Here is a 23,610-nt window from a genome sequence, read left to right as displayed (position 1 = left end):
AGCGCAATTGAGTTTTTAATAGGAGCTTCAAATGAGCACGAAGAAAGATAGCGACAATCTTTATATCGAGCGCCGCGAGCAAGGCGACTATGCGGTTCGGAAGCCCGGGTCCGAGAGAGCCAGCGCAGTTGAACCAACTCAGGAACGTGCAATCGAGCGCGCTAGGGAACTGAACCGAGATGCAGCGATTCACGTCGAGCGCGTGCGAAATACCACCGGCGGACAGCGCGATAAATGGCGTAAGCCGTAATCCGTGAATCAAAACAGGCGCTCCAGGCGCCCGCTGTTTTTGATGCTTCAGCGCAAGGCGGCTGATGGGACTCGAACCCAATTTGGCGGGGAGTAATGGGGAATGTCGGGGGTATATGTGATTGATTTTAAAATATTTCGCTGAATCCCGATCCGATTGATACCCCGTTACTCCCCATGATTGTCCCCGGAAACAGCAGGGCGCCCACCTCGCGCCTGAAGGCCCCCGCCCGCTACGGGACTAGCCCTCTTCGCCCGGCGGCGCAATTGCTTCGATCAACCGAGCAAGCGAATACGCAGTTCTCGGCGCGCGGCCACGCTCGCGAATCGTCCGGACCTTAAGAAGTACCCGCCATGGCTGACGCGGGATGTCGCGAGGATCAATTGGCGATGTGCCCAACTCCGGCTGCCCTTCCAGTTGGCGCATAACATCTCTAGATACCGGGCCGCTAACTGCAACAGCATGCCCGTCGATCGACGTGTGCATATCGAACCGTCTGGAGTCCGGGAGCAGGAACAAATCCCCTTCGAACTGTTGCCCAGACTCTTCGATTTCCATCGCATCGGTACGCGAGCGCGCGCGACTAATCGAGGCGCGATCCAATAAGAAGTCACGGTCAGACTCGACAATACGAACGGTCGCATCCCCCTCGTCTAATCGACGGAAAAACTTTCGAAGCGAAACAAGAACTCGGCTGTCCAACGCTTCGCTGGCCGCCTCAAAGTCACGCTCATCGACTGACCCGATTTGCCCCAGCAGCTCTGCAACCTCGTCCACTACGTCCTTGAGTACAGTGTCGATAAGTGGAGTTTCGCCACCCGCTTCTTCGAGAACAAAACCAAATGACCCGCGAGCTACGTCAGTAACCAGCATTTGCGCGTTTCCGCGCAGAGGAATTCGACCGCGATCCCGAAGCTGGCCGAGTTCACGGGTAGCAAGACACCTCTTGATCAACTCTTGAACTTCTTCGAGAGCACCTCCGGCAAAATCGGCATCGATTCCGTATGAGCCATGTACCGGACCACCGCCAAAAAATACAGCAAGCGACGCATGTGTATCAGGCACGTCAGATAGACGGGCGAGTTCGTCCTCAATGCCTTGGCGCCGCGACTCGTACTGCAAGAATCCAGTCGGATCCTCATCCAAACTGCGCGCGCCGAGCAGCCCCTGCACCGACGTTAGATCGGCGACTAATGCATCGCGTTTCAGCTTCTTAAGCATGCCTCTCCCTCCTACCCCAATATTCCGGCGACCACGGCATCGTTGTCGTCAGAGTCGAGTGGCACGTTAACCATCCCCTTCCAGAGAAAGGTCTCTCGCTGGTGGGAAAACAGCCCGCTCCAATATCGCACATCGTCCACCAACAGATGCGGCGGCTTGTGAAGATCGATGAAAAATGCTTCGCAGTGAAGCCTCTGCTTCAGGGCATGTGTATCGAACAGTCCCCGATTTTGCATGCACCATTGGCCGAACATCTGCGTATCAAGTAAGTGCGACGGACGGTACGCATACGTGACCACATCGATGTCGCCTGGGGGACGGCCACGGGTCGCCTCAACATTCTCAGAAAAGCTGCCATCGAGCCATTGATAGCCAGCAACAAATCCGTTCGCACGAAGCTCAGCTCGATACGTCCTCAGGCCGCGGAGTATCTCGCGGCGTTCGTCGGAGTGCCCGAAACGCAAAACATATTCGGAAAACGTCGCAACATATGGAGAACATGCGGCGCGCTTTGTCGGCGTTTCGCCCACAAACGGCGGCAACACCATAGACGCGTTGAATGCTGGTATCACAGAACTGTCACCCCGGTATTGGTCTTTATTTTTCGCGCGCACTCTCAGCCTTTCCGCGCGCTGTTTGAGCGTCCGGCGCTCAGGGTACTCTCGCGGCGGATTGTAGCCCATAGAGACCAACATTAGTCATGACAGCAGTACACAGTCACCGCTTCAAACCAATATTACTGTATAAAAACACAGTTGTCATCTCATGGAGACGCCTCTCCCTCCCCAAATTACGACGTCGATGCAAGCGTTGCTGACATATCGTCGGCCGGATATAGCTGCAGCATCGGGCGCCGCATTGACGTTCGATGTCGTCAGCCACTCCTCCCTGTCGTCCGGATGCAGGATCACAACGGCTCGCTTCCGGTCATCCAGCTTGTGCATCCGGAAAAAATTGGGTTTCCCTCTCCGCTCACAGTGATCATCGACATCGTGTGATGCTCGACGCCATCCTGACCGTCAAGCGCCAGTTGATCAACGGTCCGGGTCGATGCGTTCATTCCCGAGAACGCATCGGGCGCGAATGCCGAAGACCGATCCTCGGTGGGTTGAGACGGGCGTGTTCCGGACGTAGGCATACGGCTACCGCAACCAGAAATCGCCCGTGCTGGGGCGTTTCCTTGCGAGCGGCGCACACGTACTAGATTTGAGGGACGACGAATGAGCGCACACGCATCCATTCCCTATTGCGCCGTGCCAGAGCGGCTGGTCATATCTGCGATCCGCGATCGCAACGGGATGACTCGAGCGGATCTCATCGCGTTCGACGAATGCCCGTCTTCTGGGGAGATCACGGAGACGGAGCACGGCACGCAGATCTCGTTCCCGTGGCCGCGCAATCGGACAATGCGCCACGCTGTAGGCGACTGGCTCACACACTCCGGCATCAATTTCACGGTCGTCGTATAACGACGAATGCCCCGTCTATCAAGCAAATCGAAAACAGGATGAACATGACGATCGACGAAAGCAACCAGATCGAAGAACTGCTTTGCGAATGGTACGAATGGCAGAAGACCTATGTGCCACGGCTGGGCCTTCGGGGAACTGATTCGACGTGTCGCGAGTTCAACTCGTCTGATCGTCACGCCCTCGTTGAGGAACGCGAGATTGCGGCAGCACATCGTGCCATGAAACGACGCGTTCAGTTGACCGATGTCTGTGTTGACGATTTTTTTGGGGGGAAGCCCGAGCAGCAATTCAACGCCATTTCAGCGGAGTCCGGGTCAAATCTATGAACGATGAATGCAGTGCTGCCGTCTGGTGTACACCACGACATCGACCAACCGCAGACGCACACGCGCTTTATCAGGCCGCGAAGTCTGAGCTATGCCCATCATTGTAACGTCGAGGGTTGCTACCTGCGACAAAGCGCGGCTAGTCGTTGTATGCTTCGGTTCTCGGGGACTGAGACGTAAAAATGACCACAATTCGAGTTGAGATCGTTAGCATACACGATGCACACAAGTCTCTATGCGCACGTGCAAATACGTTAATTAAGGCGGTGAATGCTGATCCTGAGTTTGTGATTGGCGACGGAAAATTGAAATATAAGGGTGATTTTTCGTGCACTTACAAGGCATCGGATTGGTTTAATAATGAAAATAGAGTTGGGGTGCGGCATCTATTCGAATTTGAATCAGGCAATGATGTATCCCAGGATGATTGTGATCGATTTTCTGAAGCGTTACGGGCGTTTCGAGCTAACCTTCACACACTAGGTGGGGTTAGTGTTGAAACATTGTGGGACGACGTAAGGTTTAGATACGCAAAGCTTGCCTATCCAATTATTTTGGATGTTGAAAATGAAATGCGCAGGCTGATTACGCTCTTTATGTTGAAGACATTAGGTGCGCGATGGGTTGATCAGTCGGCGCCTACTGAAGTTAAGAGTGAAATAACCCGAACGGGGAGGAGTGAGGACGGCGTTGATCCGCTACATAATGTTGATTTTATCACACTGATTGAGTATTTGACGAAATCCTATTCGAGAGATGCTCAGGAGGCAATGCATAAGACTATTCGCGAAATTCCAGCGGATGCAAAACTGGATGACCTTAAGGGGCGAATAGGCAACCTCAAGTCAATGGTTCCGGCATCTAATTGGTCTAGATATTTTTCCGATATCGTTGACTGCCAGGACACGTTTCTGAAAAAACGCTGGTCAGAATTGTACGATCTGCGGTGCAAGGTTGCGCACAATACTTACCTCAGCAAAGAGGAGCACAGTAGCGTGTTAAGTCTCGCGACCGAATTAAAGAAGATCATTTTGGCTGCGATTGGAAAGCTTGAGGAAGTTCGCGTTCCGGATGACGCGGCCGCTGATCTAGAGAGCATGGCAACGGCATTGACATCAGATTCGGACGTGGAGGCACGTGGCGCGGCTGAGGCTTTGATGAGGGCGCATCGAATTTTTCGCAAGCCGCATCGAGCAATGTTGCGTGATACGATTATGCGACTAATGAATCGACTCGATCACTTGTCAATAAGACTCGAAAAGCCCGTAAATCCGGCTGAGATTATTCCAATTCGAGTTAATAATTTCGTTGACAATGGAATTATCAATGCGAGTCAGGCCGGGCAAATTATTGAGGCTTATCGATTTATCGCCAGTGGAGGTGGTGACGACTCCCCAGAATTGCGACATCTGCTTCAAGCCGTTCGAAAAATTAGTTTCATGACAACGGCGAGGATCCGTCAACACGCCGCCGAACATGACGTCGTCGAACTTGGCGTTGCCAAGGGGGCTTGATTTCTGCCCGAGCTGTCGTTAGTCATTTTTGAGCCGATCTTGCGCACTAAAAAAGCCCGCATGGCGCGTTGCCAAGCGGGCTTTTTTGCGTTTGGACCATGAAACGAAAGTTATCAATGCTCGAATCACGTGTATCCGCCATGAATACACTAGTCTCGATAGTGTCGCAGTCTTCACGGCGAACTGGAATATCGAGCATCTCGGCAAGCATCCATATTGCGTCTATTGTTTGCGTGAGATTGGTATGGACGAGGGACCGACGGCGACAAGAGCTGATGCGCGACCAGGCCGCAATTCGTGCGGCATACGATCGTGCCGTGCAGTTGGAAAAGGAGGTGCGCTATCACGAAGCGATCAACAAGCTGAAGGAGCGTAGCGCGCAGATCGATGCGGAGCTGGCCGACTACGCGTCGGAGCGTCAGCGCGAGGTCGAGCGCGAACTGGCGGCGATGCCGATGGGCGACAATGCCCGCGAGCTGAACCAGGCGACGAGTCGCGTCGGTGATGAATTCCGGCGCCGGCGCGACGATTTTACGAAGGGCGCGCGGAAAGACTGCACGCTCGGCTCGCCGGAGTACCTGCCAGAAATCCGGCAGCGCTCACTGAAGGCGTGAAGTTCACGACTAAGCGCAGCCGCCTGACGCTGGAAACCTTCCAGAAGATTTTCGAGCGAGCGCCGAAGATCACGAACTGGTTGGAGAACGCGATGCTCTTGATACTTGTATCTGCTCAAGATCGATCGACCTGCGTTCGCCGGGAGCGATCATGGGGCAAGCAAGGACACGCGCGACACGAGGCAGAAGACTGGGGTCGTCGTCGTGATCCCGACAACGCTCCGGCTCGACGCGATGGGAATGACGCTCGCCGACGTGGTCGCGCGCTGCAAGAAGACCGGCGTCATCAGCCAGTACCTGATTCACTACATGGGGACGAAAAAAAACGGGACGGTGGCGGGTGCGCCTGTTGGGGTGATTTCGGTGGCGTTCGCGCGAGCTCGCAGGCAAGCTGGCATCCCGGATGCGAATGCACCTTCGTTCCATGAGATCCGGAGCCTTTCTAAGCAACTGTATGACAAGCACGGGAAACGTCGATACGAAGGCTTTGCTCGGCCACATGTCGGACACGTCAGCCGAAACCCACGCAGATGCGCGAGGAATCGAACCCATTCGAGTGAAGGTGAGTTCTTAACGAATTCTGAACAGATTCTGAACACGTCCCTGTGCGACAAGGGTTGCCGGCCGATCGAATGCTTCAATCAAATACACGCCTGGCCTCGCCGGAATCCTGAACACGTTGAAAATCCGCGTCGTCGCCAACATCGGGCATGCTCATCAGCACTTGCGCAAATGTCTTTCGCTTCGGCCGGCCGAGCGCATCGGCCAGGATGGCCCGATGTTCGGCCTCGGCACTCCTGCCATTTGCCGCAGCCTGCTCGCGCAGGCTCTGAACGATACTGTCATCCACGTTACGCACCAGTAGATTTGCCATGAATTCCTCTATCCGGATTTGCTATCAATGATAGCGCCAACAGGATGAAGTGCAAGCATTGCTATCATCTTGATCACGGACGGACGACGATGTCGGCGCTGGCCCTCGGCACCGGACGCAATGGATCCGCCCACCGCCCGCCGCTGGCCCGACGCCTCGAACTGCTGTCGCCCAAGGTAAACCGGGACGGAGCGAGGTGAAAGACAGCCGAATGGCCAGTTTCCGACGCGTAGCCGGCCGCCACTCGCCGGCTCTGCGGCCATCGGCGTCGTTTGATACCATCGAAACCATGAGACTGGCGATAGAACGCCGAGCAAAGCGCGCAGAAGACCTTGCATCGACGCGGATCATCCGTGCCTGAAATCCCGATCAAGACACGAGACGCCTTTCAGTGGACTTTGTTACGCCTTCTTTCGACACCCTCCTTTCCCCGACTCCCGACAAACTCTACTTCCCGGCCTGCCTTGCGGCCGTGGCGGTCATCGCGTGGTTCGTCGCGCGACACACGCCGTTCTACCGGTTCGCCGTCGACCAGTCGCTGTCGATGCGCTATCGCAACCTGGACGGATTCCGCGGCATCCTCGCCACCTCCGTCGTCTTTCATCACTTCGCGTGCAACCAGCGTCTGCTCACGACCGGAAGCTGGGGCACGAGCCCCGGCTTCCTGCGCAATCTCGGGACGATTCCCGTCGCGATGTTCTTCATGGTCACCGGGTTCCTGTTCTGGGAACGCGCGTGCAAGGGCACGCTCGACGTGCGGACCTTCTTCGTCGGGCGCGTGCGGCGCGTCGCCCCGCTCTATCTCGCTTGCGCGATCGTCATCGTCGTCTGCACGCTGGTCTGGTTTCCCCGCCACGTCGTGGACGCGCCGACGCAGTTGCTGGCCGACGTGCTCAAGACCGTGTCGCTCGGCTGGTTCGGCGCGTTCCCGATCAACGGCGCCCAACACACCAGCTATCTGAGCGGCGTCTGGTGGACGCTCGGATATGAATGGCGGTTCTATGCCGTCGTTCCGTTTCTCGCGTGGTTCGTCGCGACGCATGCGTGGCGCAAGCTGTTCGCGCTCGCGGTCGTCACGATCTGCGCGACGCTGTTCGGGCAGCCTGGCAGCCTGGCCCTGCTGTTTGCGCTCGGTGCCGTGGCATTCGAGCTGTCGCGGCACCCCGCCATCCGCGCGCGGCTCGACACGAAATCGGCCGCCACTGTCGCGTTGCTGATCCTTGCCGTCGCCCCGAGCCCGGGTGAACGCTATTCGATCGAGGGCGTGTTGCCGCTGCTGCCCGTGTTCGTCTGCGTCGCGTGCGGGAACACGTTCTACGGCCTGCTCAAGACCCGGCCGCTCGCGTTGCTCGGCACGGTCAGCTTCAGCATCTACATGATCCACATGGTGATCGTGTACATGCTGATCCACGCGTTCGACCGGTTCGTTTTCCAGATCGGTTCCGCGGACGACCTGCAACGCTGGATGCTCTCGCTTGGATGCGCGCTGGTCGCGGTACTTTGTGCGTTGCTGACCTATCGCTACATCGAGCATCCATTCATCGCGAAACGCAGCAGCGCGCGTCCGGCACACCGATCGGTACCGCCCGAGCGCGAGCGTCACACGGCCACGCTGTGACCTGCCCACCGCTCAGAACCGATACGAAATCCCGATCTGCAACACCGGGTACCACCGATAGCGCGACATCACCTGCCGCAGCGAATCCAGCCCGCTCGAGGCCAGGATCTGGCTCTTCGCCGGCCCGGCCGCGGCCGCCAGTTCCGGCGACAGCGTGTACGAACATTTCGGTATCCCGTACGCCACGCCGAGGTCCGCAACGAAGCCCAGCCCCTTCGACGCCGGCCGGTGCCCGTAGCCGATCCCGAAGTACGGCATCACGGTCGGATAGCGCGCTTCCGCCACCGCGTTCATCCCCGGCATCGCCGGATAGTGCTTGCCGCCGAACACGTACGTGCCGTTGGTCGGCACCGATACGCCGCGCAGATCGTCGTCGTTGAAGCGCAGACCGAGCGTCGCGCGGAAGCCGCTACCTCGCCACGGAAAGATGTCCGCGTACAGGCCGCCCTGGCGCAGCTTCAGGTCGTCCTGATAGCGATTGCCCGCCACCGTGAAGTCATGCGAAAGATCGATCGCGTTGAAGTCCGCGTGCGCGCCCAGCATCGAATTGAAACTCAAGGCCGCGCCGATGCCGACGCCCTGCGTGCCGCCCTGCAGGTAGATCTCCTGCGCAACGACATGCATGCTCGCAGCGCACGTCACCACGACCGCTGCCCATTGGTTCACCGTCATTTTCACGGGCGCCTCCCCCGACATGTGCCGGGCGCGCCTCGCCAACGCATGCGGCCTGTGCCGCCACGCGTGACGCGAACCCCGGCACGACACCTCGCAAGCACGCTTGCTGTTCGACGAATCGGGAACGCGTTGCCTCTTGCGCACGGCCGATACGACATGCGCGGCGTCCGCGACCCGATCCGATTCCCCGTTTGTTTCGATGTCGTTACATGCCGCCGATGCCCTGATCGTTCTGGCGAGATTCGTCTGCACTGACGGCACCGGGTCCACCGCAAGGCACGTGCCATGCCACGCCAATCGACGCGCAGCAAGCGTCGCAGCCAAACGCTCGCCGTCGTGCAGGGCGGAATCGGGAGAAATGTTTCAGGAACGCATCGATATTCGGCACGAGACACCGCAGCGCGCGATTGTGTGCGCACGCATCGATATCGCGATGCACGCCGAACAAGGCCTGCCGGGCGTCAGCGCACATCCGCCTCCGCTACCGTCGATCGGGTGTGGCCGCATGCTTCGAAGAAACGTTGCAAAGGTGTGACCTCGCACAGGGCGCGTGCGAGGCCGATACACAAGCGTGACCGGCAAGTCAGGGGGAATACGGATGCCGGTTCACGCATGCTGCGCGAAAGGGTCGTCGTGTGAGCAGCGGCCGGTCAGTACACCGCACCGATCCCCGCATCGCCCGAAGTTTCGTCGACCGATGACAGCCTGCCGGCGGATGATAGAATCGACCGTCCATACCCTCTGGACGGACACAATGCAAAAACTGCAGTGGTCTAGCGGAATCGATAACGAAATCGAATTCTGGTCGAAGTGGTTGGATACGAAGGGCGGTCCGTGGCCGGAAGATTTTCAGTTCCGCATCAACCCCGATACCGAAGTACATCCGTGGATAGCCGAGCTGCTGAATGGCATTCCGAATCCGAAGATCCTCGACGTGGGCGCCGGCCCGATGACGGTGCTGGGCAAGAAGATGAACGGCATGCCGCTGGACATCACCGCCGTCGATGCGCTGGGCGATCTGTACAGCCGCCTGGATTTTCCCTCGGGGCTTCCCCTCATCAAAACCCGGCAGTGCGAAAGCGAATGCCTGACCACGATGTTTCCGGCAAACACGTTCGACCTGACCTATGCGAAAAACACGCTTGACCACAGCTACAATCCGGTCGAAGCGTTTCGGCAAATGGTCGCCGTGACGAAACGCGGTGGCTTCATTGCGACCGAGCATGCGGCGAACGAGGCGCTGAACGAGAACTGGGAAGGCTTCCACCAATGGAACTTCCACGTCGACGGGCGCGATTTCCTGATCTCGAATCGAAGCGAGACGTTCAGTATCTGCCGTGAAATCGAGGGCCTGGCGACGATCGAAACGCTCTCCCCTGATCGCGCTGACCATATTGGTTGCGTGATGCGCAAACTCTGATCGGCGACGCGGGTGCGGCTATTCAATTCAGTCGCACCCATCGGAACGATTCACCACTCGCGCATTCCTGCCCCCTGAATTCGACAGTCCGAACCGGTCGGTCGGAATCGCCGCATGGTGACCGCAATCGGACATTGCTACCGCCTCCCGTGCAGATCCGGCAACGTTTTCCGGATGCAGCCATGCGTTCGATCCAGGTGCGAACCCGCATCGTCATGGCATCGCAGTTCCTTCTGGGGACCCAGCGTTTCTGACCGCCAGGTTGATTTACACTTCGGCGTCCAACCCACCTACGTTACCGATGACGAAGTCCGCTCCGCCCCCCAATAGTCAGCGCGTATTCGGGCTAGATATACTGCGCGCGCTCGCGGTCCTCCTCGTTCTGGCCAGCCATACCGTGGCGCACGGGGCGCCGCCGGCGTGGCTGCGATGGTACTTCTCGGCACAGGGAACGATCGGCGTAGAGATCTTTTACGTTCTGAGCGGGTTCCTGATCGGCAGCGTACTGATCCGGTCCCGGAAAGCGGGCAAGCTCAAGGCCCCTGGCGATGTGCTTGATTTCTGGAAGCGCCGCTGGGCACGCACGCTCCCGCTCTATGCCTTCTTCCTGCTCGTCTATCTACGATTCGACTACCACGGCCCGGCATCGCTCGACGTCGCCTGGCCGTTCTTCCTCTTTCTCCAGAATCTGGCGTGGCCGATAGGACCATTCTTCGAGCACTCGTGGAGCCTGGCCGTCGAGGAATGGTTCTACCTGTTGCTCCCGTGCGTATTTCTCGCCGCCGCAGGCATGCTGAAGTCGAACGGACGTGCGATGCTCGCAACGTGCGCCGTGTTCATCGTTGGCCCGCTTGTCGCAAGGATCGTTTTTGGTTGGCATGCCCAGTCGCTATCGGATGTCGATCGTCATGTTCGATCCATCGTCTTGTGCCGGCTGGATTCCCTGTTCATTGGGGTAATCGTTGCGTATATCCGCGTCGAACGACCGAAACAGTTTGCGCGTCTTGCATCGCACTGGAAATTTGCGTTGCCGATTTTTGCCGCCCTGACGCTCTACTTCGCGTGCGGTGCGCCTTATCTCGTCACCAACGCCATCGTCCGCACCATGGCATACCCGATGCTGTCCGTCGTCATCGCAGCGTTGCTTCCCGCAGCGATGACCATTCGCACGTCGGGCAGTCGTCTGCTGGATCGTTTCATCGACTGGACCAGCCGGATTTCGTACTCCCTCTACCTGGGACACATCTGTATGCTGACACTGGTGCTCGGCATGTTTGCAAAATACGGATGGTCAATCGAAAGTCATCGCACGACACTCATCCTGTATGTCACCCTCGCCGGCTTCTATTTCGCATTCGCACATCTGACATACAGGTTCGTCGAACAGCCCTACATCCGGCTTCGCGACAAGGTCATGGGGAACAGCGATGAGCGGAGCGGGTGCAATGCTGTGAGCGCTCCCTCAGTCCGGCCGGAAACCCCGGCAATGCGTTATCCGGAAGTGCTTGCGAAGGTGCAACACATCGAGCATCGGTAGCAGGGCCGTCAGGCGAATCGGAAATGCAAAGGCCGCTCGCAACGAGCGGCCAGCCCGTCACGTTCGGTCGGCCGAATTACAACCCATACCCTCCTGACACATTCAACTGCTGCCCGGTGATGTAATTGGCCCGATCCGACGCCAGAAACACCGCCGCCCGTCCGACATCGTGCGCCTTCCCCCAGCGCTTGAGCGCGAGCATCTTCTGCGTCTCGTCGATCCACGCCTGGTCGAACTGCCCCTGTTCGAGCAGCACCGGAAACATCCCGGCCTCGATCACGCCGACCAGGATCGAATTCGCGCGAATGTCGTAACGCCCTTCCTCGCGCGCCAGCCCTTTCACCAGCGCCTCGTTCGCCGCCTTCGGCGCGACCGACAGCCCGTCGCGATCCGGCCAGCGCAGGTGCCCGGCCGAGCCTAGCGTCACGAACGAGCCGCCGCCCGATGCACGGAAGTGCGGCAACGCAGCTTTCGCCGCCACGAAGAAGCCGACCGTCTCGACGTCGATCGCGCGGCGCCAGTCGTCGTGCGTCATGTCGCCGATGTGACGCTGGTTCACGAACGGCCCGGCCGCCCAGACGACCGTGTGCACGCGGCCATGCGCGCCGATCGCCGCCGCGAGCGCGGCCTCGACCTGGGCGGGATCGGTCACGTCCACGCCGTGCGTGGTGGCCGCGACGCCTTCGCCGCGAATATCGCGCGCGACGCGCTCGGCCACGTCGGCCTTGCTCCGATAGCCCAGCGCGACCGGCACGCCGGCACGCGCAAACTCGAGCGCGACACCCTGCCCGATCCCGCCGCTGCCGCCGAACACCAGCACCGCGCCCTGCGGAAACCCGTTGTCGTTCATGCGTTCATCCCGTTCGTGTGATGCATCGGCACTCAGGCCGCCGCGTCGATCCCTGCCCGCAGGCGGTACTTCAGCACCTTCCCGGCCGCGCTCGTCGGCAGTTGCTCGACGAACGTGAAATGCCGCGGCACCTTGTAGTTCGCCATGTTGCGGCGCGCCCAGTCGTTCAGTTCGTCGGCGTCGGCATGCGCGCCCGGCCGCAGCACGACATACGCATGCCCGACTTCGCCGAGCCGCGTATCGGGCATGCCGACCAGCGCGACCTGCGCGATCGCCGGATGCGCGGCGAGCAAGCGCTCGATCTCGGCCGGATAGCAGTTGAACCCGCCGACGATGAACATGTCCTTGATACGGTCGGTGATCTTCAGGTTGCCGTTCGCATCGACGCAGCCGAGATCGCCCGTATGCAGCCAGCCGTCCGCGTCGACGGTCTCGCGCGTCGCGTCCGGCTGGTTGAAGTAGCCGCGCATCACGTTGTAGCCGCGCACCCATATTTCGCCGGTTTCCTCCGGGCCAAGTGCGTCGCCGCCTGGCCCCGCGATGCGCAGCTCGACATCCGGCATTGGACGCCCCGACGTATAGGCAACCGTCTCCGCATCGTCTCCTTGGCGGCACAGCGTCGCGAAGCCGCACGATTCGGTCAGCCCGTAGCCGGTCAGCACCGTCTCGAAGCCGAGCTCCGCGCGCATCCGCTCGATCAGGCTCGGCGCGATCGCCGCGGCGCCCGTGACCGCGATCCGCAGCGACGACAGGTCGCGCGTCACGCGATCGGGTGCGTCGAGCAGCGCGTAGTACAGCGTCGGCGGGCCGGGCAGCACCGACACGCGATCGTCGGCGACGCGCCGCAGCACGTCGGCCGGCTGGAACACGAGATGCGGCAGCACGGTCGCGCCGCTCGACAGCGCGGCGAGCCAGCCGGCCTTGTAGCCGAACGTGTGGAAGAACGGATTGACGATCAGGTAGCGGTCGTCGGCGCGTACGCCGGCGATCGTCGCCCATGCCTGCGCGGCGCGCAGGTTCTGGCCATGCGCCGTCATCACGCCCTTCGGGCGGCCCGTCGTGCCGGACGTGAACATCAGGTCCATCACGGTGTCGGGCGTGACCTGCGCCTCGCGTTCGCGCACCGCGCCCAGCGGCACCTCGGCACCGCGCGCGAGGAACGCGCTCCAGGTCTCGTCGCGCGCGCCTGAAGGCGGCTCGCCGTCGAACACGACGACGCGCTCGAGCGTCGCGGGCCGGTGCGGCGCGAGCATCGCCGGATAGGATTCGCCGAGGAAGGTGCCGCAGCAGAACAGCAGCCGTGCGCCGCCGTCGTGCAGGATGCCGCCCACCTCCATCCCCTTCATCCGCGTATTGACCGGCACGAGGATCGCGCCGACGGTGTGGATCGCCAGCGCGGCGACGATCCATTCCGGCAGGTTCGGCGCCCACACCGCGACGCGGTCGCCTGTCTCGATACCGCTCGCGAGCAGCGCGCGGGCCGCGGCGACGCGCGCCGCGTCGAGTTCCGCGTAGGTCAGCCGGCCATGCTCCGACTCGATCGCCGGATGCGCGCCGTGGCGCGCGGCTGCCCGGGCGATCAGCGCGGGCGTGGTCAGGATTTCGTTGTCCATCGTCATAGATCAGGGTGGCCGTGCGCGCCGCCGGCGCGCGACAGCTCAGTCGGGAAACACGACGCGCAGCGCGTCGCTCGCGGGCCGTGCGCAACAGGCGAGCGTCCAGCCGGCCGCGATCTCGTCGTCATCGAGCACGTGGTTGCTGTCGAGCGCGACCTCGCCGCGCTCGATCCGGCACATGCACGCGCCGCATTGCCCCATTCGGCAGGAATTCGGCGCCGGCACGCCCGCGCGCAGCATCGCGTCGAGCAGCGTTTCTCCAGGGGCGCTGTCGAACGCGAACGCATCGCCATCGAGCACCGTTTCGATCGACGCGCCATCGCCGGATGCCGAGACCGCCGCTGCGACAGTTGACGCCGTCGTATCAGCCGACGCCGACGCCTGCGCCGGCGCATCGGGCAGCGATGCAAAACGCTCGACATGGACCCGCGAACGCGGCAACCCGAGGCCGAGCATCGCGGCCAGCGCGTTCTCCATGAACAGCGCGGGCCCGCAGATGAACGTCTCCTGCTGGCTGAACGGCCGCGCGAGTTCCTCGAGATGGCGCTGCTGCGGGATGCCCTGCACGCTGTCGAGCCAATGAATCACGCGCACGCGGCCCGGATGACGCTGCGCGAGCTGCTGCAGCTCGGCGCGGAAAATCACCGAGCGTTCGTCGCGGTTCGCGTAGATCAGCGTCAGCATCCCGCGGCCGTGCACGAGCGCCGATTTCAGGATCGACAGCACCGGCGTGATGCCGCTGCCGCCCGCGAACAGCAGCAGGTCGCCATCGAGCGAGCGCGGAGTGAACACGCCGGCCGGCGGCAGCACGTCGAGCGCATCGCCCGCCTTCACGCGGTCGCACAGCCAGTTCGACGCGCGGCCGTCGCGCACGCGCTTGACGGTGATCTTCGGCGCGGCATCGATGCCGGGCGCGCTCGACAGCGAATAACAGCGCGTGACGGTGGCGTCCGCGCACGGCACGTTCAGCGTCAGAAACTGGCCGGGCCGGTACGCGAAGGCGTCGCGCAACGCGGCCGGCACGTCGAACACGAACGAGCACGCGTCGTCGCTTTCGGCAATCACGTCGGCCACGGTCAGCCGATGGAAGCGCGGATCGCTCATGTCCGGCTCCCCACGTCACGCGGCCGCACGGGCCACCGGCGCGCCGGGCGTCGTGTAGGCGCCGTCGAGGTAGACGAGCGGATCGACGTCGCCGCTCATCAGCACCTCGCGAATGCGCCCGATGAACACCGTGTGCGTGCCGTATTCAAAGCGGCCGTCCTGCTCGCACACGAGGCTCGCCTGCGCGTCGCGCAAATACGGCACGCCGAGCGCCGACGTGTGCCAGTCGCCGGTGGTGAAGCGTGCCTCGCCCTTCAGGCGACCGCTGCAGTCGATCGCGATGCCTTCGTGCGCCGCCGACAACACGTTCACGCAGAACCCGGCGCCCGCGTCGAGCGGCGGATACAGCGACGCACTGCGGTTGATGCAGATCAGCAGCGAAGGCGGATCGGTCGACAACGAATCGACCGCCGTCGCGGACATCGAGTAGCGCCGGCCGTCGTGCGCGCTGCTGATGACCGTGACGGAGCGCGCGAGGCGGCGCATCGCGAGCAGCATGTCGGTGCGCAGCGGATGGGGGGTGAGATCGCTCATCATTGGACTCCGTCAAGTTCAGTCGTGGAGGGCCGGGCGGATTGGCCGCCGGCGTCGGCCGCGCGCGCAGCCAGGTGGTCGGCGGCGAGATACCCGAAGGTCATCGCCGGACCGAGCGTCGAGCCCGCGCCGGGGTAGCTCGCGCCCATCATCGAGGCGCTGGTGTTGCCGATCGCGTACAGGCCGTCGATCGGCTCGCCGTCGGCGCGCAGCACGCGGGCATGCACGTCGGTGACGAGCCCGCCCTTCGTGCCGATGTCGCCCGCGTCGATCCGCACCGCGTAGAACGGCGCCTGGTCGACCGGCCCCAGGCACGGGTTCGGTTGGTTCCGCGGATCGCCGTAGTACGTGTCGAACAGGTTGTCGCCCTTGCCGAACGCTTCGTCGATCCCGGTGGCCGCATAGCGCGCCATGTCGCGCAGCGTGTCGTGCAGGCCGGCCGCGTCGACGCCGATGCGCACAGCCAGCGCGTCGATCGTGTCGGCCTTCACGATCACGTCGCGGAATGCGGCCGGAATCCGTGAATCGGGCATCATCGACACCGGCATGATCGGCCCGCACGGATATTTGCGGCGAAACCGCGCGTCGAACACCATCCACGCGGGCACGTTCGCGCCGGTGCGCGCATGGTCGCGATACATCGCCGGCACGAATTCCGAATACGGTGCGGCTTCGTTGACGAAGCGCTTGCCGAGGCGGTTCACGATCACGCAGCCCGGCAGGTTGCGTTCGACGAACAGCGCGCGCTGTTTCTCCTCGCCGGCGACACCGACCGTCGGCGCGCCCCACACGTGCGCCATCAGCGCCAGCGCGCCGCCGAGCCGGTGGCCTTCGGCGATCGCGTCGCCGGTGTTGGCCGGCGGCGTCGCGCTCCACTGCGCCTGCGTCGGCTGCGGCAGGTAGCGCTCGCGCATCGGCTGGTTGCGCTCGAAGCCGCCCGCGCCGAGGATCACGCCATGCCGCGCGACGATCGTCATGAGCTGCCCGAAGCGCTGCGCGCGCACGCCGGTCACGCGGCCGTCGACGTCGAGCAGGTCGCGCATCGGCGTGTCGAGCCACACGGGTACGTTGCGGTCGAGCAGCGCACGGCGCAGGCCGCCGATCAGCGCGTTGCCGAGCGTCAGGCGCCGGTCGCGCCGCGTGCGGCGGCGCATCCCGAGATCGAGCCAGTAACGGCCGAACTGCGCGATCGCGAGCTTCATGAAGCCGGGTCCGCGCGAGAACAGCGTATGTGCCTCCTTCGACGTCACCGCCACGCGCCCGCCGATCAGCGTGCCGGGCGACGCCGGCCGCAGCCGGTCGAGTTCGTCGCCGAGCAGCCCGCCGTCGAACGGCATCGGATCGAGCGCGCGGTAGCCCGGCATCGCGCCCGGCACCTTCTGGAAATAGTCCGCGTATTTCGGCAGCGACTGGTAACGCACCGGCGTTTTCGTTTCCAGGTAGCGCAGCATCTCCGGCGCGCGGTCGAGATAGGTGTCGATCTTCTCGGGCGTCGATTCGCCGGCCACGCAGGCTTCGATGTAGCCGCGCGCGGCCTCGCGCGAATCGGTCACGCCGAGCTCGGCGATGTGGTGGTTGCACGGCACCCAGATGCCGCCGCCGGAGACGGCCGACGTGCCGCCGTACAGCGCCGTCTTCTCGATCACGACGACGGACAGGCCGCGGTCGGCCGCGCGGCACGCCGCGAGCAGCGCGCCCGCGCCCGAACCGACGACCACCACGTCGAACACGTATTGCGGTGCTTGCGGGTCGTTCATCGCGGCCTCGTCAGATGAAGAAGTCGGTGTTCTCGCGGCCGAGCATCACGGCGCCGAGGTTCTGGCCGAAACGGTCCACGTTGTTCGCGTAGTGCGCGCGGGCCGCATGCAGGTCGAGGAAGCGGCGCACCAGCGGATTGCGGTGATAGATGCCGTTGCCGCCCGCGTAGCGCAGCAACGCGTTCGCGGCCTGCGCGCAGCGCTCGGCGACCTGCGCGGACTGGTAGCGGAAATGCACGCGGCGCTCGATCGACACAGCCGGGCCGCCGGTGACGGACGCCATCAGTTCCGCGAAATTGCGCTTGAGCAGCACCTGCATCTCGTCGATCGCGACGGCCGCGTTCGCGCAGGCGTTCTGCGCACCCGGATCGTCGGTCGTCTTCGCGCCGCTGTTGGCCGACACGCGCGTGGCCGCATAGCCGGTGAAATCGTCGAGCGCGCCCTGCAGCGCGCCGATGCACGACGTGCACACCGCACGCACGAAGATCTGCGCGAACGGCAGCTTGAACAGCGGCGCGTCGTTGACGGTGAGGCCCGGGCTCGTGCCCATCATCCCGTCGATCGCCTTGTGCGTGCGGTACGCGGGCACGAACACGTCGTCGACGACGATGTCATGGCTGCCGGTCGCGCGCAGGCCGAGCACGTCCCAGTCCTGCTGGATCCGGTAGTCGGCTTTCGGCAGCAGGAAGGTGCGGTATTCGGGCGGCTGGCCGGCAACGGCTGGCGGCACCAGCGCACCGAGGAACACCCATTCGCACAGTTCGCTGCCGCTCGAGAACTTCCAGTGCCCCGACAGGCGGAAGCCGCCGTCGACCGGCGTCACGCGGCCCACCGGCATGTAGGTCGACGCGATCAGCGTGGACGGATCGTTACCCCACACGTCCTGCTGCGCGCGTTCGTCGAACAGCGCGAGCTGCCAGTTGTGCACGCCGACGACGCCGTACACCCACGCGGTCGACATGCAGCCGCGCGCGAGCGCCATCTGGATGTCGAAGAACGCCTGCGGATCGAGCTCGTAGCCGCCGTAGCGCTTCGGCTGCAGCACCTTGAAGAAGCCGGCGGCCTGCATGTCGGCGATCGTCTCGGCCGGGATGCGGCCCTGCGCGTCCGCCTGCGCGGCGCGGCCGGCCAGCGTCGGCGCCAGTGCCTCGGCCCGGGCGATCAGCGTGGCGGCCAGTGCGTTCGAATCGTTGTCGCGATGCACGAATGTCTCCTGTGAAGCGGGTGATGCGCCGCGGCGCGGGCCCCGCTCTCGTTCAAAGTTGTCCGGCGCGGCCTGGCCGCGGGCGATGCTCGCCACCACCGATGGTCGGCTTCGCGCGAGCGCGCCGCATCGTCCGACCGGACGACGGGCGCGGCCCGGTGCATCACGCGCAGGCGCGCGCCTTCTCGCGGTTGAAGAACGGGATCACGTGCTCGCCGATGTTGCGAATCGTCTCCATCTGCGCGTCGTGCGGCACCGTGCCCATCTGGCACAGGAACAGCACTTCGTCGACGCCGGCTTCCTGCAGGCGGCCGACATAGCCGATGCAGTCGTCCACCGTGCCGTACGCGTGGTTCGGGTTCATCATCGCGAGCGCCGGGTCGGCGAAGTTCACGACGACTTCCTCCGACGCGAAGCGCGAGCGGATCACCATCTCGCCGGTGTCGGCCTGCACGAGGTCGTCGCCCCACTTCGCCGGATCCGGACGCTCGCCGCCCGTGTACCAGTACGCGAGCGATTCCATGAAGTAGCGCTGGCCGCGGATGCCGATCTTGCGGGCGGCCTGGCCGTCGGCCATCACGACCGTCGGGCACAGCGCGGCAAGGTGCTGGGTCGGGCGGAAGCCGACCTGGTCTTCCGGCTTGCGGTTCGCCCACGCTTCGCGATACACGGCGTTCTTCTTCGCGACTTCGTCGGGGCCGCCGAAGCCGAGCACCAGCGCGCCCATCCCGCGCTGGCCGGCGCGCAGCAGCGCGTCGGTGTTGGTACACGCGAGGTACATCGGCGGATGCGGATCCTGGAACGGCTTCGGATGGATCGGACGCTTCGGAATCTTGATGTACTTGCCGTCGTGCTCGATCTCGTCCTGCACGAACATCTTCGGCACGAGGTACATCGATTCGTCGATCATCGGCTGCAGTTCGTCGAGGTCGTAGCCGAACGCGCCGGCTTCCTGCTGGCTGCCGCCCTTGCCGACGCCGAAGTGCACGCGGCCGCCGGACAGGATGTCGAGCAGCGCGACGCGCTCCGCGACCTTGATCGGGTGGTTCATCGCCGGCGGCAGGCACACGACGCCGTGGCCGAGGCCGATGCGCGTCGTGCGGCCAGCCAGGTACGCAAGGAAGGTTTCCGGCGCGCTCATGTGCGCATAGTTGGTCAGCGACGTGTGCTCGACGCACCAGATCGTGTCGAAGCCGACCTGCTCGGCGAGCAGCGCCTGTTCGACCGTCTCCTTGAATACGCGGTGGTCGCCCTCGCGCGATGCGTCGGTGGTCTGGGCTTCGTAGATGAGGGAAAACTTCATTGCGTGCGTCTCCATGGTTGTTGGACGAGTCGGGGTCGTGCAGGCCGCCCGCACGATACGGACGAAGCGCGACGGTCCACGAATGGAAGTGTCGGCGCGCGCACGGACGCGGGCATCGTCTGTTCGGAGTACCGGCGCGCCCGCGGGGACAGAGGGGTTTCACCGTCATCCGATCGGACTGCGTGAGCGCGCGGACGGCGCGCTAGCATCGAACGGCGGGCGCGTGGCGCGCACCGACCAACGACAACGGAGAGAGGGAATGAAGGTATCGATGCTGCTGTATCCGGTCGACGACATCGACACGGCGCTGCCGCTGTTCGTCGACGGACTCGGCCTGAACGTGAAGTTTCGCGACGGCGACCGTTATTGCGCGCTCGACGGCGGCCCGCTGACGATCGCGCTGGTCGCGGGTGACGAGCAGATCGTCGAGCGCGCGGCGCTCACACTGCGCGTCGACGAGGACGACGACCTGTATGCGGCGATGGCGCGGGTCGTGAAGGCCGGCGCGTCGGTGCGCGTGCCCGTGCAGGCCGGGCCGCACGAATACCGCGCGGTGCTGGAGGACAAGAACGGCGCGCTGCTCGTAATTTCGCAGAAACGGGCCGCGTGACCGCACGTCGCACGGGCGCCGGATGCGGGCGCCGCGTGCGCGGCGAGTTGGCTAGGCGTGCGCGCCCGGCGTGCTCAGGTCGCTCGCTTCGAGCAATTCGAGCAGCGTGCGCGCCGGCTGGCTGAGCCGCTTCGCGGCCAGCGCGATGAATTCGATGTCGGGCAGCACCGGTAGCGCGTCGCCGTTGACCAGCGGCGCGAGCCCGCGCGTCGACAGATAGTGCGACGTCGCGGTCAGGCCGAGCCCCGCGCGCGCCGCCGCGATGCAGCCCGGCTGGCTGCTGCTCGAACACACGACTTCCCAGCCGATCCCCTTCTCCGCGAGCGCGTTCAGGACGATCGCGCGCGTCACGCTCGGCTCGGCGACCAGCACGAGCGGCAGCGGCCGTTCCGGATCGACGACGGTGCCGAGCCGCGCGACCCATTCGAGCCGCGTGCGCAAGAGCGGCGTGCCGCGCCGTTCGCCGAGCCGCCGCTTGCCGATCATCAGGTCGAGCGCGCCCGCGTCCAGCCCTTCATAGAGCCGGCTCGTCATGCCGGTGGTGATTTCCAGCGCGACGTCCGGGTGCGCGGCGCGAAACCCGGCGAGCACGTCCGGCAACGCGACGAGCGCGAGGTCGTCCGGCGCGCCCAGCCGCACCCGCCCTTTGAGCCTCGGCTTGCGAAACTGCGATTCCGCGCGGTTCAGCGCCTGCAGGATCACGTTCGCATGCACGAGCAGCGCCTCGCCGTCGGCCGTCATCGCGATCGAATGCGTGTCGCGCACGAACAGCCGCCGGCCGACGCTCTCCTCGAGACGACGGATGTGTTCGCTGACGCTCGACTGGTTGAGCCCGAGCTGCCGGCCCGCTTCGGTGAAGCTGCGGCAGTTCGTGACGGTCGCGAACGTGTTGAGCCAGACGGGATTGAGCATGGCGCATTGTCATCGGCAATACCGATGACAGTCAACGTCTTCAGGCAGCTTCCCGATGACCATCGGAATCGGTACCATCGTGCGCTTGGAGACCGGCAGGTGCCGCGCAACCGCGCACAGGCGCCTCCCGCGCCGGCCTTTGCCCCACCGATTTCGCCATGTCCCGGGAACCCACACACTCCGCGCTGCTCTGGATCGTCGCCGCTGCCTTCTTCATGCAGTCGCTCGACACGACGATCGTCAACACCGCCCTGCCTTCGATCGCCCAAAGCCTGCATGCGTCGCCGCTCGCGATGCAGCCCGTCGTGGTCGTCTATACGCTGACGATGGCGATGCTCACGCCGGCGTCCGGCTGGCTGGCCGACCGGTTCGGCACGCGCCGCGTGTTCTCGCTCGCGATTCTCGTGTTCGTGCTCGCCTCGATCGGCTGCGCGGCGTCGCATACGCTCGGCCAGCTCGTCGCCGCGCGTGCGCTGCAGGGCATCGGCGGCTCGATGCTGCTGCCGATCGGCCGGCTCGCCGTGCTGCGCCGCGTGCCGGGCGAACAGTACGTCGCGGCGATCGCGTTCGTGTCGATCGCCGGCCAGCTCGGCCCGATCGTCGGGCCGACGCTCGGCGGCTGGCTCACGCAGGCGATCTCGTGGCACTGGGTGTTCATCGTCAACGTGCCAGTCGGCGTGGTCGGCTTCGTCGCCGTGCAGCGCTACCTGCCGCACGACCAGGCGCACCAGCCGCCGCCGTTCGACTTCGTCGGCTGTGCGCTGCTGTCGGTCGCGATGATCGCGCTGTCGCTCGCGATCGACCCGCCGATGCCCGCGCATCGAGCCGCCTGGGCGGCCGGGCTCGCCGTGGTCGGGCTGGCGAGCGCGCTTGCGTATCTGCCGCACGCGCGGCGCCGCGCGCAGCCGCTGTTCCGGCTCGGGCTGTTCCGTGAGCCGAACTTCGGCTCGGGGCTGCTCGGCAACCTGCTGTGCCGGATCGGCACGAGCGCCGTGCCGTTCATGCTGCCGCTGCTGATGCAGGTGCAGCTCGGCTATACGCCGCTGCAGTCGGGGCTGATGATGCTGCCGGCTGCGATCGCGGGCGTCATCGCAAAACGCTGGATCGCGCCGCTCGTGAAGCGGTTCGGCTATGCGGCATTTCTGGTCGTGAATACGGGGATCGTCGGGTGCGCGATCGCGGGGTTCGCGCTGGTGTCGGCGCGGCCCGCGCCGCTGCTGGAAGGCGCGCTGCTGATCGTGTTCGGAGCGGCGAATTCGATGCAGTTCGCGGCGATGAACGGCGTGACGTTGAAGGGGCTGTCGCATGCCGACGCCGGCAGCGGCAACAGCCTGTTCACGATGATGCAGATGCTGGCGATGGGGCTCGGCGTGTCGATCGGCGGCGGCCTCGTCAACCTGTTTGCCGCCTATTGGGGCTCGATGGCGCACGGGTTCATGCTGTCGTTCACGTGCATGGGCGTGGTGACGCTGCTGTCGTCCGTCGTGTTCCGGCGGATCGATACGGCCGCGTCGCCGGCCCACGCGGCCGCGCGCCCGTCCGCGTGAGCGCGGCCGTCAGTTCGCCTGGCGGCGCTCGACGACGCGCTTGAGCACCCAGCGGATCGACGAACCGTCGGCCGGCGGCTGCGCGACGCGGTATTCGTCGATTTCGAGGGTGTACAGGTAGCCGGGCTGGTACGCGAAGCCTTCGATACCGGCGTACCACAGGCTCCACGGCTCGTTGGGGCTGTTGCGCACCTGCAGGCACTCCATCGGCGCGACGCCCGTGCAGCGCGCGGATTGCGGCGCGACATACACGGTCCTGGTCACCGGCTTGCTGTCCGCCGGGCGCACCGCGTTCGGCTGCGTGGCGACCGCATCGGTCTGGCATCCGGCGAGGAGCGTGCTGCCGGCAATGACGGCCGCGCCGAGCAGTGTTCTGGATGGGCGAATCATCGGATGTTCCTCTGGAAGCGTTGAAGGGCCGATTAGAGGCCCCCACGACAAGAAAGTTCACAAATAGCTTACAGAAAGCAATCCGCCACGTTCCTTCGACGGATATCGCGCGCAAGTCGACACGTTACCGTGTTCCGGTTCGGCCGCACGTGTCGTCGCCGGCGGGTCGCCCATGCAGCGGTTCTTGCGCTGATCGGCATCACATGACAGGCGATGCTCGTCGGGACGTTGCCGAACGACATCCCGCCGGCTGAGCGAAGCG

At 63.8% G+C, this 23,610-nt stretch carries 22 protein-coding genes and 1 pseudogene; 10 read left to right on the top strand and 13 right to left on the bottom strand.

Annotated elements, in window-relative coordinates; translation table 11 throughout:
• Positions 1-31 precede the first annotated feature (31 nt).
• Positions 32-250, top strand: a complete 219-nt coding sequence (locus CFB47_RS24325) for a DUF2188 domain-containing protein (protein ID WP_089462534.1) — start codon at positions 32-34, stop codon at positions 248-250.
• 240 nt (positions 251-490) lie between these two features.
• Here CFB47_RS24325 and CFB47_RS40655 read toward each other — a convergent pair whose 3' ends face one another.
• Together CFB47_RS40655 and CFB47_RS24315 are read right to left on the bottom strand one after the other, a co-directional pair.
• Complete coding sequence (locus CFB47_RS40655) at positions 491-1,471, bottom strand: hypothetical protein (RefSeq protein ID WP_143330862.1); 981 nt, start codon at positions 1,469-1,471, stop codon at positions 491-493.
• An 11-nt stretch (positions 1,472-1,482) separates the two neighbouring features.
• On the bottom strand, positions 1,483-2,085 hold the full coding sequence (locus CFB47_RS24315; RefSeq protein ID WP_218829430.1) for a hypothetical protein: 603 nt from the start codon (positions 2,083-2,085) through the stop codon (positions 1,483-1,485).
• 893 nt (positions 2,086-2,978) lie between these two features.
• Between CFB47_RS24315 and CFB47_RS24300 the strand changes: the two genes are divergently transcribed.
• The 3 genes and pseudogenes from CFB47_RS24300 to CFB47_RS24295 all read left to right on the top strand — a co-directional run.
• A complete protein-coding gene (locus tag CFB47_RS24300) occupies positions 2,979-3,269 on the top strand; it encodes a hypothetical protein (RefSeq protein WP_256946746.1) in 291 nt (96 codons plus the stop codon).
• 182 nt (positions 3,270-3,451) lie between these two features.
• Positions 3,452-4,783, top strand: coding sequence for a HEPN domain-containing protein (locus CFB47_RS40650; RefSeq protein WP_143330861.1), 1,332 nt, complete (start codon positions 3,452-3,454; stop codon positions 4,781-4,783).
• A gap of 266 nt (positions 4,784-5,049) precedes the next feature.
• A pseudogene (locus tag CFB47_RS24295) lies at positions 5,050-5,379 on the top strand (hypothetical protein); the annotation flags it as partial.
• 655 nt (positions 5,380-6,034) lie between these two features.
• Here CFB47_RS24295 and CFB47_RS24290 read toward each other — a convergent pair.
• Positions 6,035-6,271 (bottom strand): DNA-binding protein, encoded by a 237-nt coding sequence (locus CFB47_RS24290; RefSeq protein WP_039351245.1) that lies wholly within the window; start codon positions 6,269-6,271, stop codon positions 6,035-6,037.
• 391 nt (positions 6,272-6,662) lie between these two features.
• On the opposite strand from CFB47_RS24290, the gene CFB47_RS24285 reads away from it, so the two are divergent.
• The gene (locus tag CFB47_RS24285) at positions 6,663-7,889 is read left to right on the top strand and encodes an acyltransferase (protein WP_089462530.1); all 1,227 of its coding nucleotides are present in this window, start codon (positions 6,663-6,665) and stop codon (positions 7,887-7,889) included.
• Between the two features lie 12 nt (positions 7,890-7,901).
• Here CFB47_RS24285 and CFB47_RS24280 read toward each other — a convergent pair whose 3' ends face one another.
• A complete protein-coding gene (locus CFB47_RS24280; protein ID WP_089458339.1) occupies positions 7,902-8,585 on the bottom strand; it encodes a hypothetical protein in 684 nt (227 codons plus the stop codon).
• A gap of 82 nt (positions 8,586-8,667) precedes the next feature.
• Here CFB47_RS24280 and CFB47_RS40645 point away from each other — a divergent pair, with 82 nt between their 5' ends.
• The 3 genes from CFB47_RS40645 to CFB47_RS24270 all read left to right on the top strand — a co-directional run bounded on the left by CFB47_RS40645 (position 8,668) and on the right by CFB47_RS24270 (position 11,521).
• On the top strand, positions 8,668-9,099 hold the full coding sequence (locus CFB47_RS40645) for a hypothetical protein (RefSeq protein WP_143330860.1): 432 nt from the start codon (positions 8,668-8,670) through the stop codon (positions 9,097-9,099).
• A 219-nt stretch (positions 9,100-9,318) separates the two neighbouring features.
• Positions 9,319-9,984 carry a class I SAM-dependent methyltransferase gene (locus CFB47_RS24275; protein ID WP_179243736.1) on the top strand — a complete coding sequence of 222 codons (666 nt, stop codon included), beginning with the start codon at positions 9,319-9,321 and terminating at the stop codon, positions 9,982-9,984.
• 301 nt (positions 9,985-10,285) lie between these two features.
• Positions 10,286-11,521 (top strand): acyltransferase, encoded by a 1,236-nt coding sequence (locus tag CFB47_RS24270; RefSeq protein ID WP_089462529.1) that lies wholly within the window; start codon positions 10,286-10,288, stop codon positions 11,519-11,521.
• 76 nt (positions 11,522-11,597) lie between these two features.
• Here the strand turns inward: CFB47_RS24270 and CFB47_RS24265 are convergent, their stop codons facing one another.
• From CFB47_RS24265 to CFB47_RS24230, 7 genes are all read right to left on the bottom strand, one after another.
• The gene (locus CFB47_RS24265) at positions 11,598-12,371 is read right to left on the bottom strand and encodes an SDR family NAD(P)-dependent oxidoreductase (protein WP_089462528.1); all 774 of its coding nucleotides are present in this window, start codon (positions 12,369-12,371) and stop codon (positions 11,598-11,600) included.
• Positions 12,372-12,403: 32 nt separating this feature from the next.
• A complete protein-coding gene (locus CFB47_RS24260) occupies positions 12,404-13,990 on the bottom strand; it encodes a FadD3 family acyl-CoA ligase (RefSeq protein ID WP_089462527.1) in 1,587 nt (528 codons plus the stop codon).
• 39 nt (positions 13,991-14,029) lie between these two features.
• Complete coding sequence (locus CFB47_RS24255) at positions 14,030-15,091, bottom strand: ferredoxin--NADP reductase (protein WP_089462526.1); 1,062 nt, start codon at positions 15,089-15,091, stop codon at positions 14,030-14,032.
• 15 nt (positions 15,092-15,106) lie between these two features.
• On the bottom strand, positions 15,107-15,625 hold the full coding sequence (locus tag CFB47_RS24250) for a flavin reductase family protein (protein WP_081421049.1): 519 nt from the start codon (positions 15,623-15,625) through the stop codon (positions 15,107-15,109).
• Positions 15,625-17,382, bottom strand: coding sequence for an FAD-dependent oxidoreductase (locus CFB47_RS24245; RefSeq protein WP_089462525.1), 1,758 nt, complete (start codon positions 17,380-17,382; stop codon positions 15,625-15,627). The genes CFB47_RS24250 and CFB47_RS24245 overlap by 1 nt, the downstream gene beginning before the upstream one ends.
• Before the next feature lie 10 nt (positions 17,383-17,392).
• The gene (locus tag CFB47_RS24240) at positions 17,393-18,586 is read right to left on the bottom strand and encodes an acyl-CoA dehydrogenase family protein (RefSeq protein ID WP_089442342.1); all 1,194 of its coding nucleotides are present in this window, start codon (positions 18,584-18,586) and stop codon (positions 17,393-17,395) included.
• Between the two features lie 163 nt (positions 18,587-18,749).
• Positions 18,750-19,889, bottom strand: a complete 1,140-nt coding sequence (locus tag CFB47_RS24230; RefSeq protein ID WP_089458988.1) for an LLM class flavin-dependent oxidoreductase — start codon at positions 19,887-19,889, stop codon at positions 18,750-18,752.
• A gap of 259 nt (positions 19,890-20,148) precedes the next feature.
• On the opposite strand from CFB47_RS24230, the gene CFB47_RS24225 reads away from it, so the two are divergent.
• Positions 20,149-20,499 carry a VOC family protein gene (locus tag CFB47_RS24225; protein WP_011355015.1) on the top strand — a complete coding sequence of 117 codons (351 nt, stop codon included), beginning with the start codon at positions 20,149-20,151 and terminating at the stop codon, positions 20,497-20,499.
• 51 nt (positions 20,500-20,550) lie between these two features.
• Here the strand turns inward: CFB47_RS24225 and CFB47_RS24220 are convergent, their stop codons facing one another.
• Positions 20,551-21,411 (bottom strand): LysR family transcriptional regulator, encoded by an 861-nt coding sequence (locus tag CFB47_RS24220; RefSeq protein ID WP_089462524.1) that lies wholly within the window; start codon positions 21,409-21,411, stop codon positions 20,551-20,553.
• Positions 21,412-21,569: 158 nt separating this feature from the next.
• Here CFB47_RS24220 and CFB47_RS24215 point away from each other — a divergent pair, with 158 nt between their 5' ends.
• Positions 21,570-22,958 carry a DHA2 family efflux MFS transporter permease subunit gene (locus CFB47_RS24215; RefSeq protein WP_089462523.1) on the top strand — a complete coding sequence of 463 codons (1,389 nt, stop codon included), beginning with the start codon at positions 21,570-21,572 and terminating at the stop codon, positions 22,956-22,958.
• Between the two features lie 9 nt (positions 22,959-22,967).
• Here the strand turns inward: CFB47_RS24215 and CFB47_RS24210 are convergent, their stop codons facing one another.
• Positions 22,968-23,348 carry a DUF4377 domain-containing protein gene (locus tag CFB47_RS24210; protein ID WP_089458347.1) on the bottom strand — a complete coding sequence of 127 codons (381 nt, stop codon included), beginning with the start codon at positions 23,346-23,348 and terminating at the stop codon, positions 22,968-22,970.
• Positions 23,349-23,610: the final 262 nt, after the last annotated feature.

The organism is Burkholderia sp. AU27893, from assembly GCF_002223205.1.
In the GTDB taxonomy this organism is placed as follows: Bacteria; Pseudomonadota; Gammaproteobacteria; order Burkholderiales; family Burkholderiaceae; genus Burkholderia.
The sequence above is the reverse complement of the archived record's forward strand: the minus strand, read 5'-3'. Positions and strand labels throughout refer to the sequence as shown.

Bases quoted from the DNA above. Each gene is read 5' to 3' on its own strand.
- CFB47_RS24290 (WP_039351245.1), bottom strand. From the start codon at position 6,271: ATGGCAAATCTACTGGTGCGTAACGTGGATGACAGTATCGTTCAGAGC.
- CFB47_RS24250 (WP_081421049.1), bottom strand. From the start codon at position 15,625: ATGAGCGATCTCACCCCCCATCCGCTGCGCACCGACATGCTGCTCGCG.
- CFB47_RS24230 (WP_089458988.1), bottom strand. From the start codon at position 19,889: ATGAAGTTTTCCCTCATCTACGAAGCCCAGACCACCGACGCATCGCGC.
- CFB47_RS24300 (WP_256946746.1), top strand. From the start codon at position 2,979: ATGAACATGACGATCGACGAAAGCAACCAGATCGAAGAACTGCTTTGC.
- CFB47_RS24325 (WP_089462534.1), top strand. From the start codon at position 32: ATGAGCACGAAGAAAGATAGCGACAATCTTTATATCGAGCGCCGCGAG.
- CFB47_RS24215 (WP_089462523.1), top strand. From the start codon at position 21,570: ATGTCCCGGGAACCCACACACTCCGCGCTGCTCTGGATCGTCGCCGCT.
- CFB47_RS24245 (WP_089462525.1), bottom strand. From the start codon at position 17,382: ATGAACGACCCGCAAGCACCGCAATACGTGTTCGACGTGGTGGTCGTC.
- CFB47_RS24225 (WP_011355015.1), top strand. From the start codon at position 20,149: ATGAAGGTATCGATGCTGCTGTATCCGGTCGACGACATCGACACGGCG.
- CFB47_RS24275 (WP_179243736.1), top strand. From the start codon at position 9,319: ATGCAAAAACTGCAGTGGTCTAGCGGAATCGATAACGAAATCGAATTC.
- CFB47_RS24260 (WP_089462527.1), bottom strand. From the start codon at position 13,990: ATGACGATGGACAACGAAATCCTGACCACGCCCGCGCTGATCGCCCGG.
- CFB47_RS24255 (WP_089462526.1), bottom strand. From the start codon at position 15,091: ATGAGCGATCCGCGCTTCCATCGGCTGACCGTGGCCGACGTGATTGCC.
- CFB47_RS24210 (WP_089458347.1), bottom strand. From the start codon at position 23,348: ATGATTCGCCCATCCAGAACACTGCTCGGCGCGGCCGTCATTGCCGGC.
- CFB47_RS40655 (WP_143330862.1), bottom strand. From the start codon at position 1,471: ATGCTTAAGAAGCTGAAACGCGATGCATTAGTCGCCGATCTAACGTCG.
- CFB47_RS40650 (WP_143330861.1), top strand. From the start codon at position 3,452: ATGACCACAATTCGAGTTGAGATCGTTAGCATACACGATGCACACAAG.
- CFB47_RS24280 (WP_089458339.1), bottom strand. From the start codon at position 8,585: ATGTCGGGGGAGGCGCCCGTGAAAATGACGGTGAACCAATGGGCAGCG.
- CFB47_RS24220 (WP_089462524.1), bottom strand. From the start codon at position 21,411: ATGCTCAATCCCGTCTGGCTCAACACGTTCGCGACCGTCACGAACTGC.
- CFB47_RS24270 (WP_089462529.1), top strand. From the start codon at position 10,286: ATGACGAAGTCCGCTCCGCCCCCCAATAGTCAGCGCGTATTCGGGCTA.
- CFB47_RS24265 (WP_089462528.1), bottom strand. From the start codon at position 12,371: ATGAACGACAACGGGTTTCCGCAGGGCGCGGTGCTGGTGTTCGGCGGC.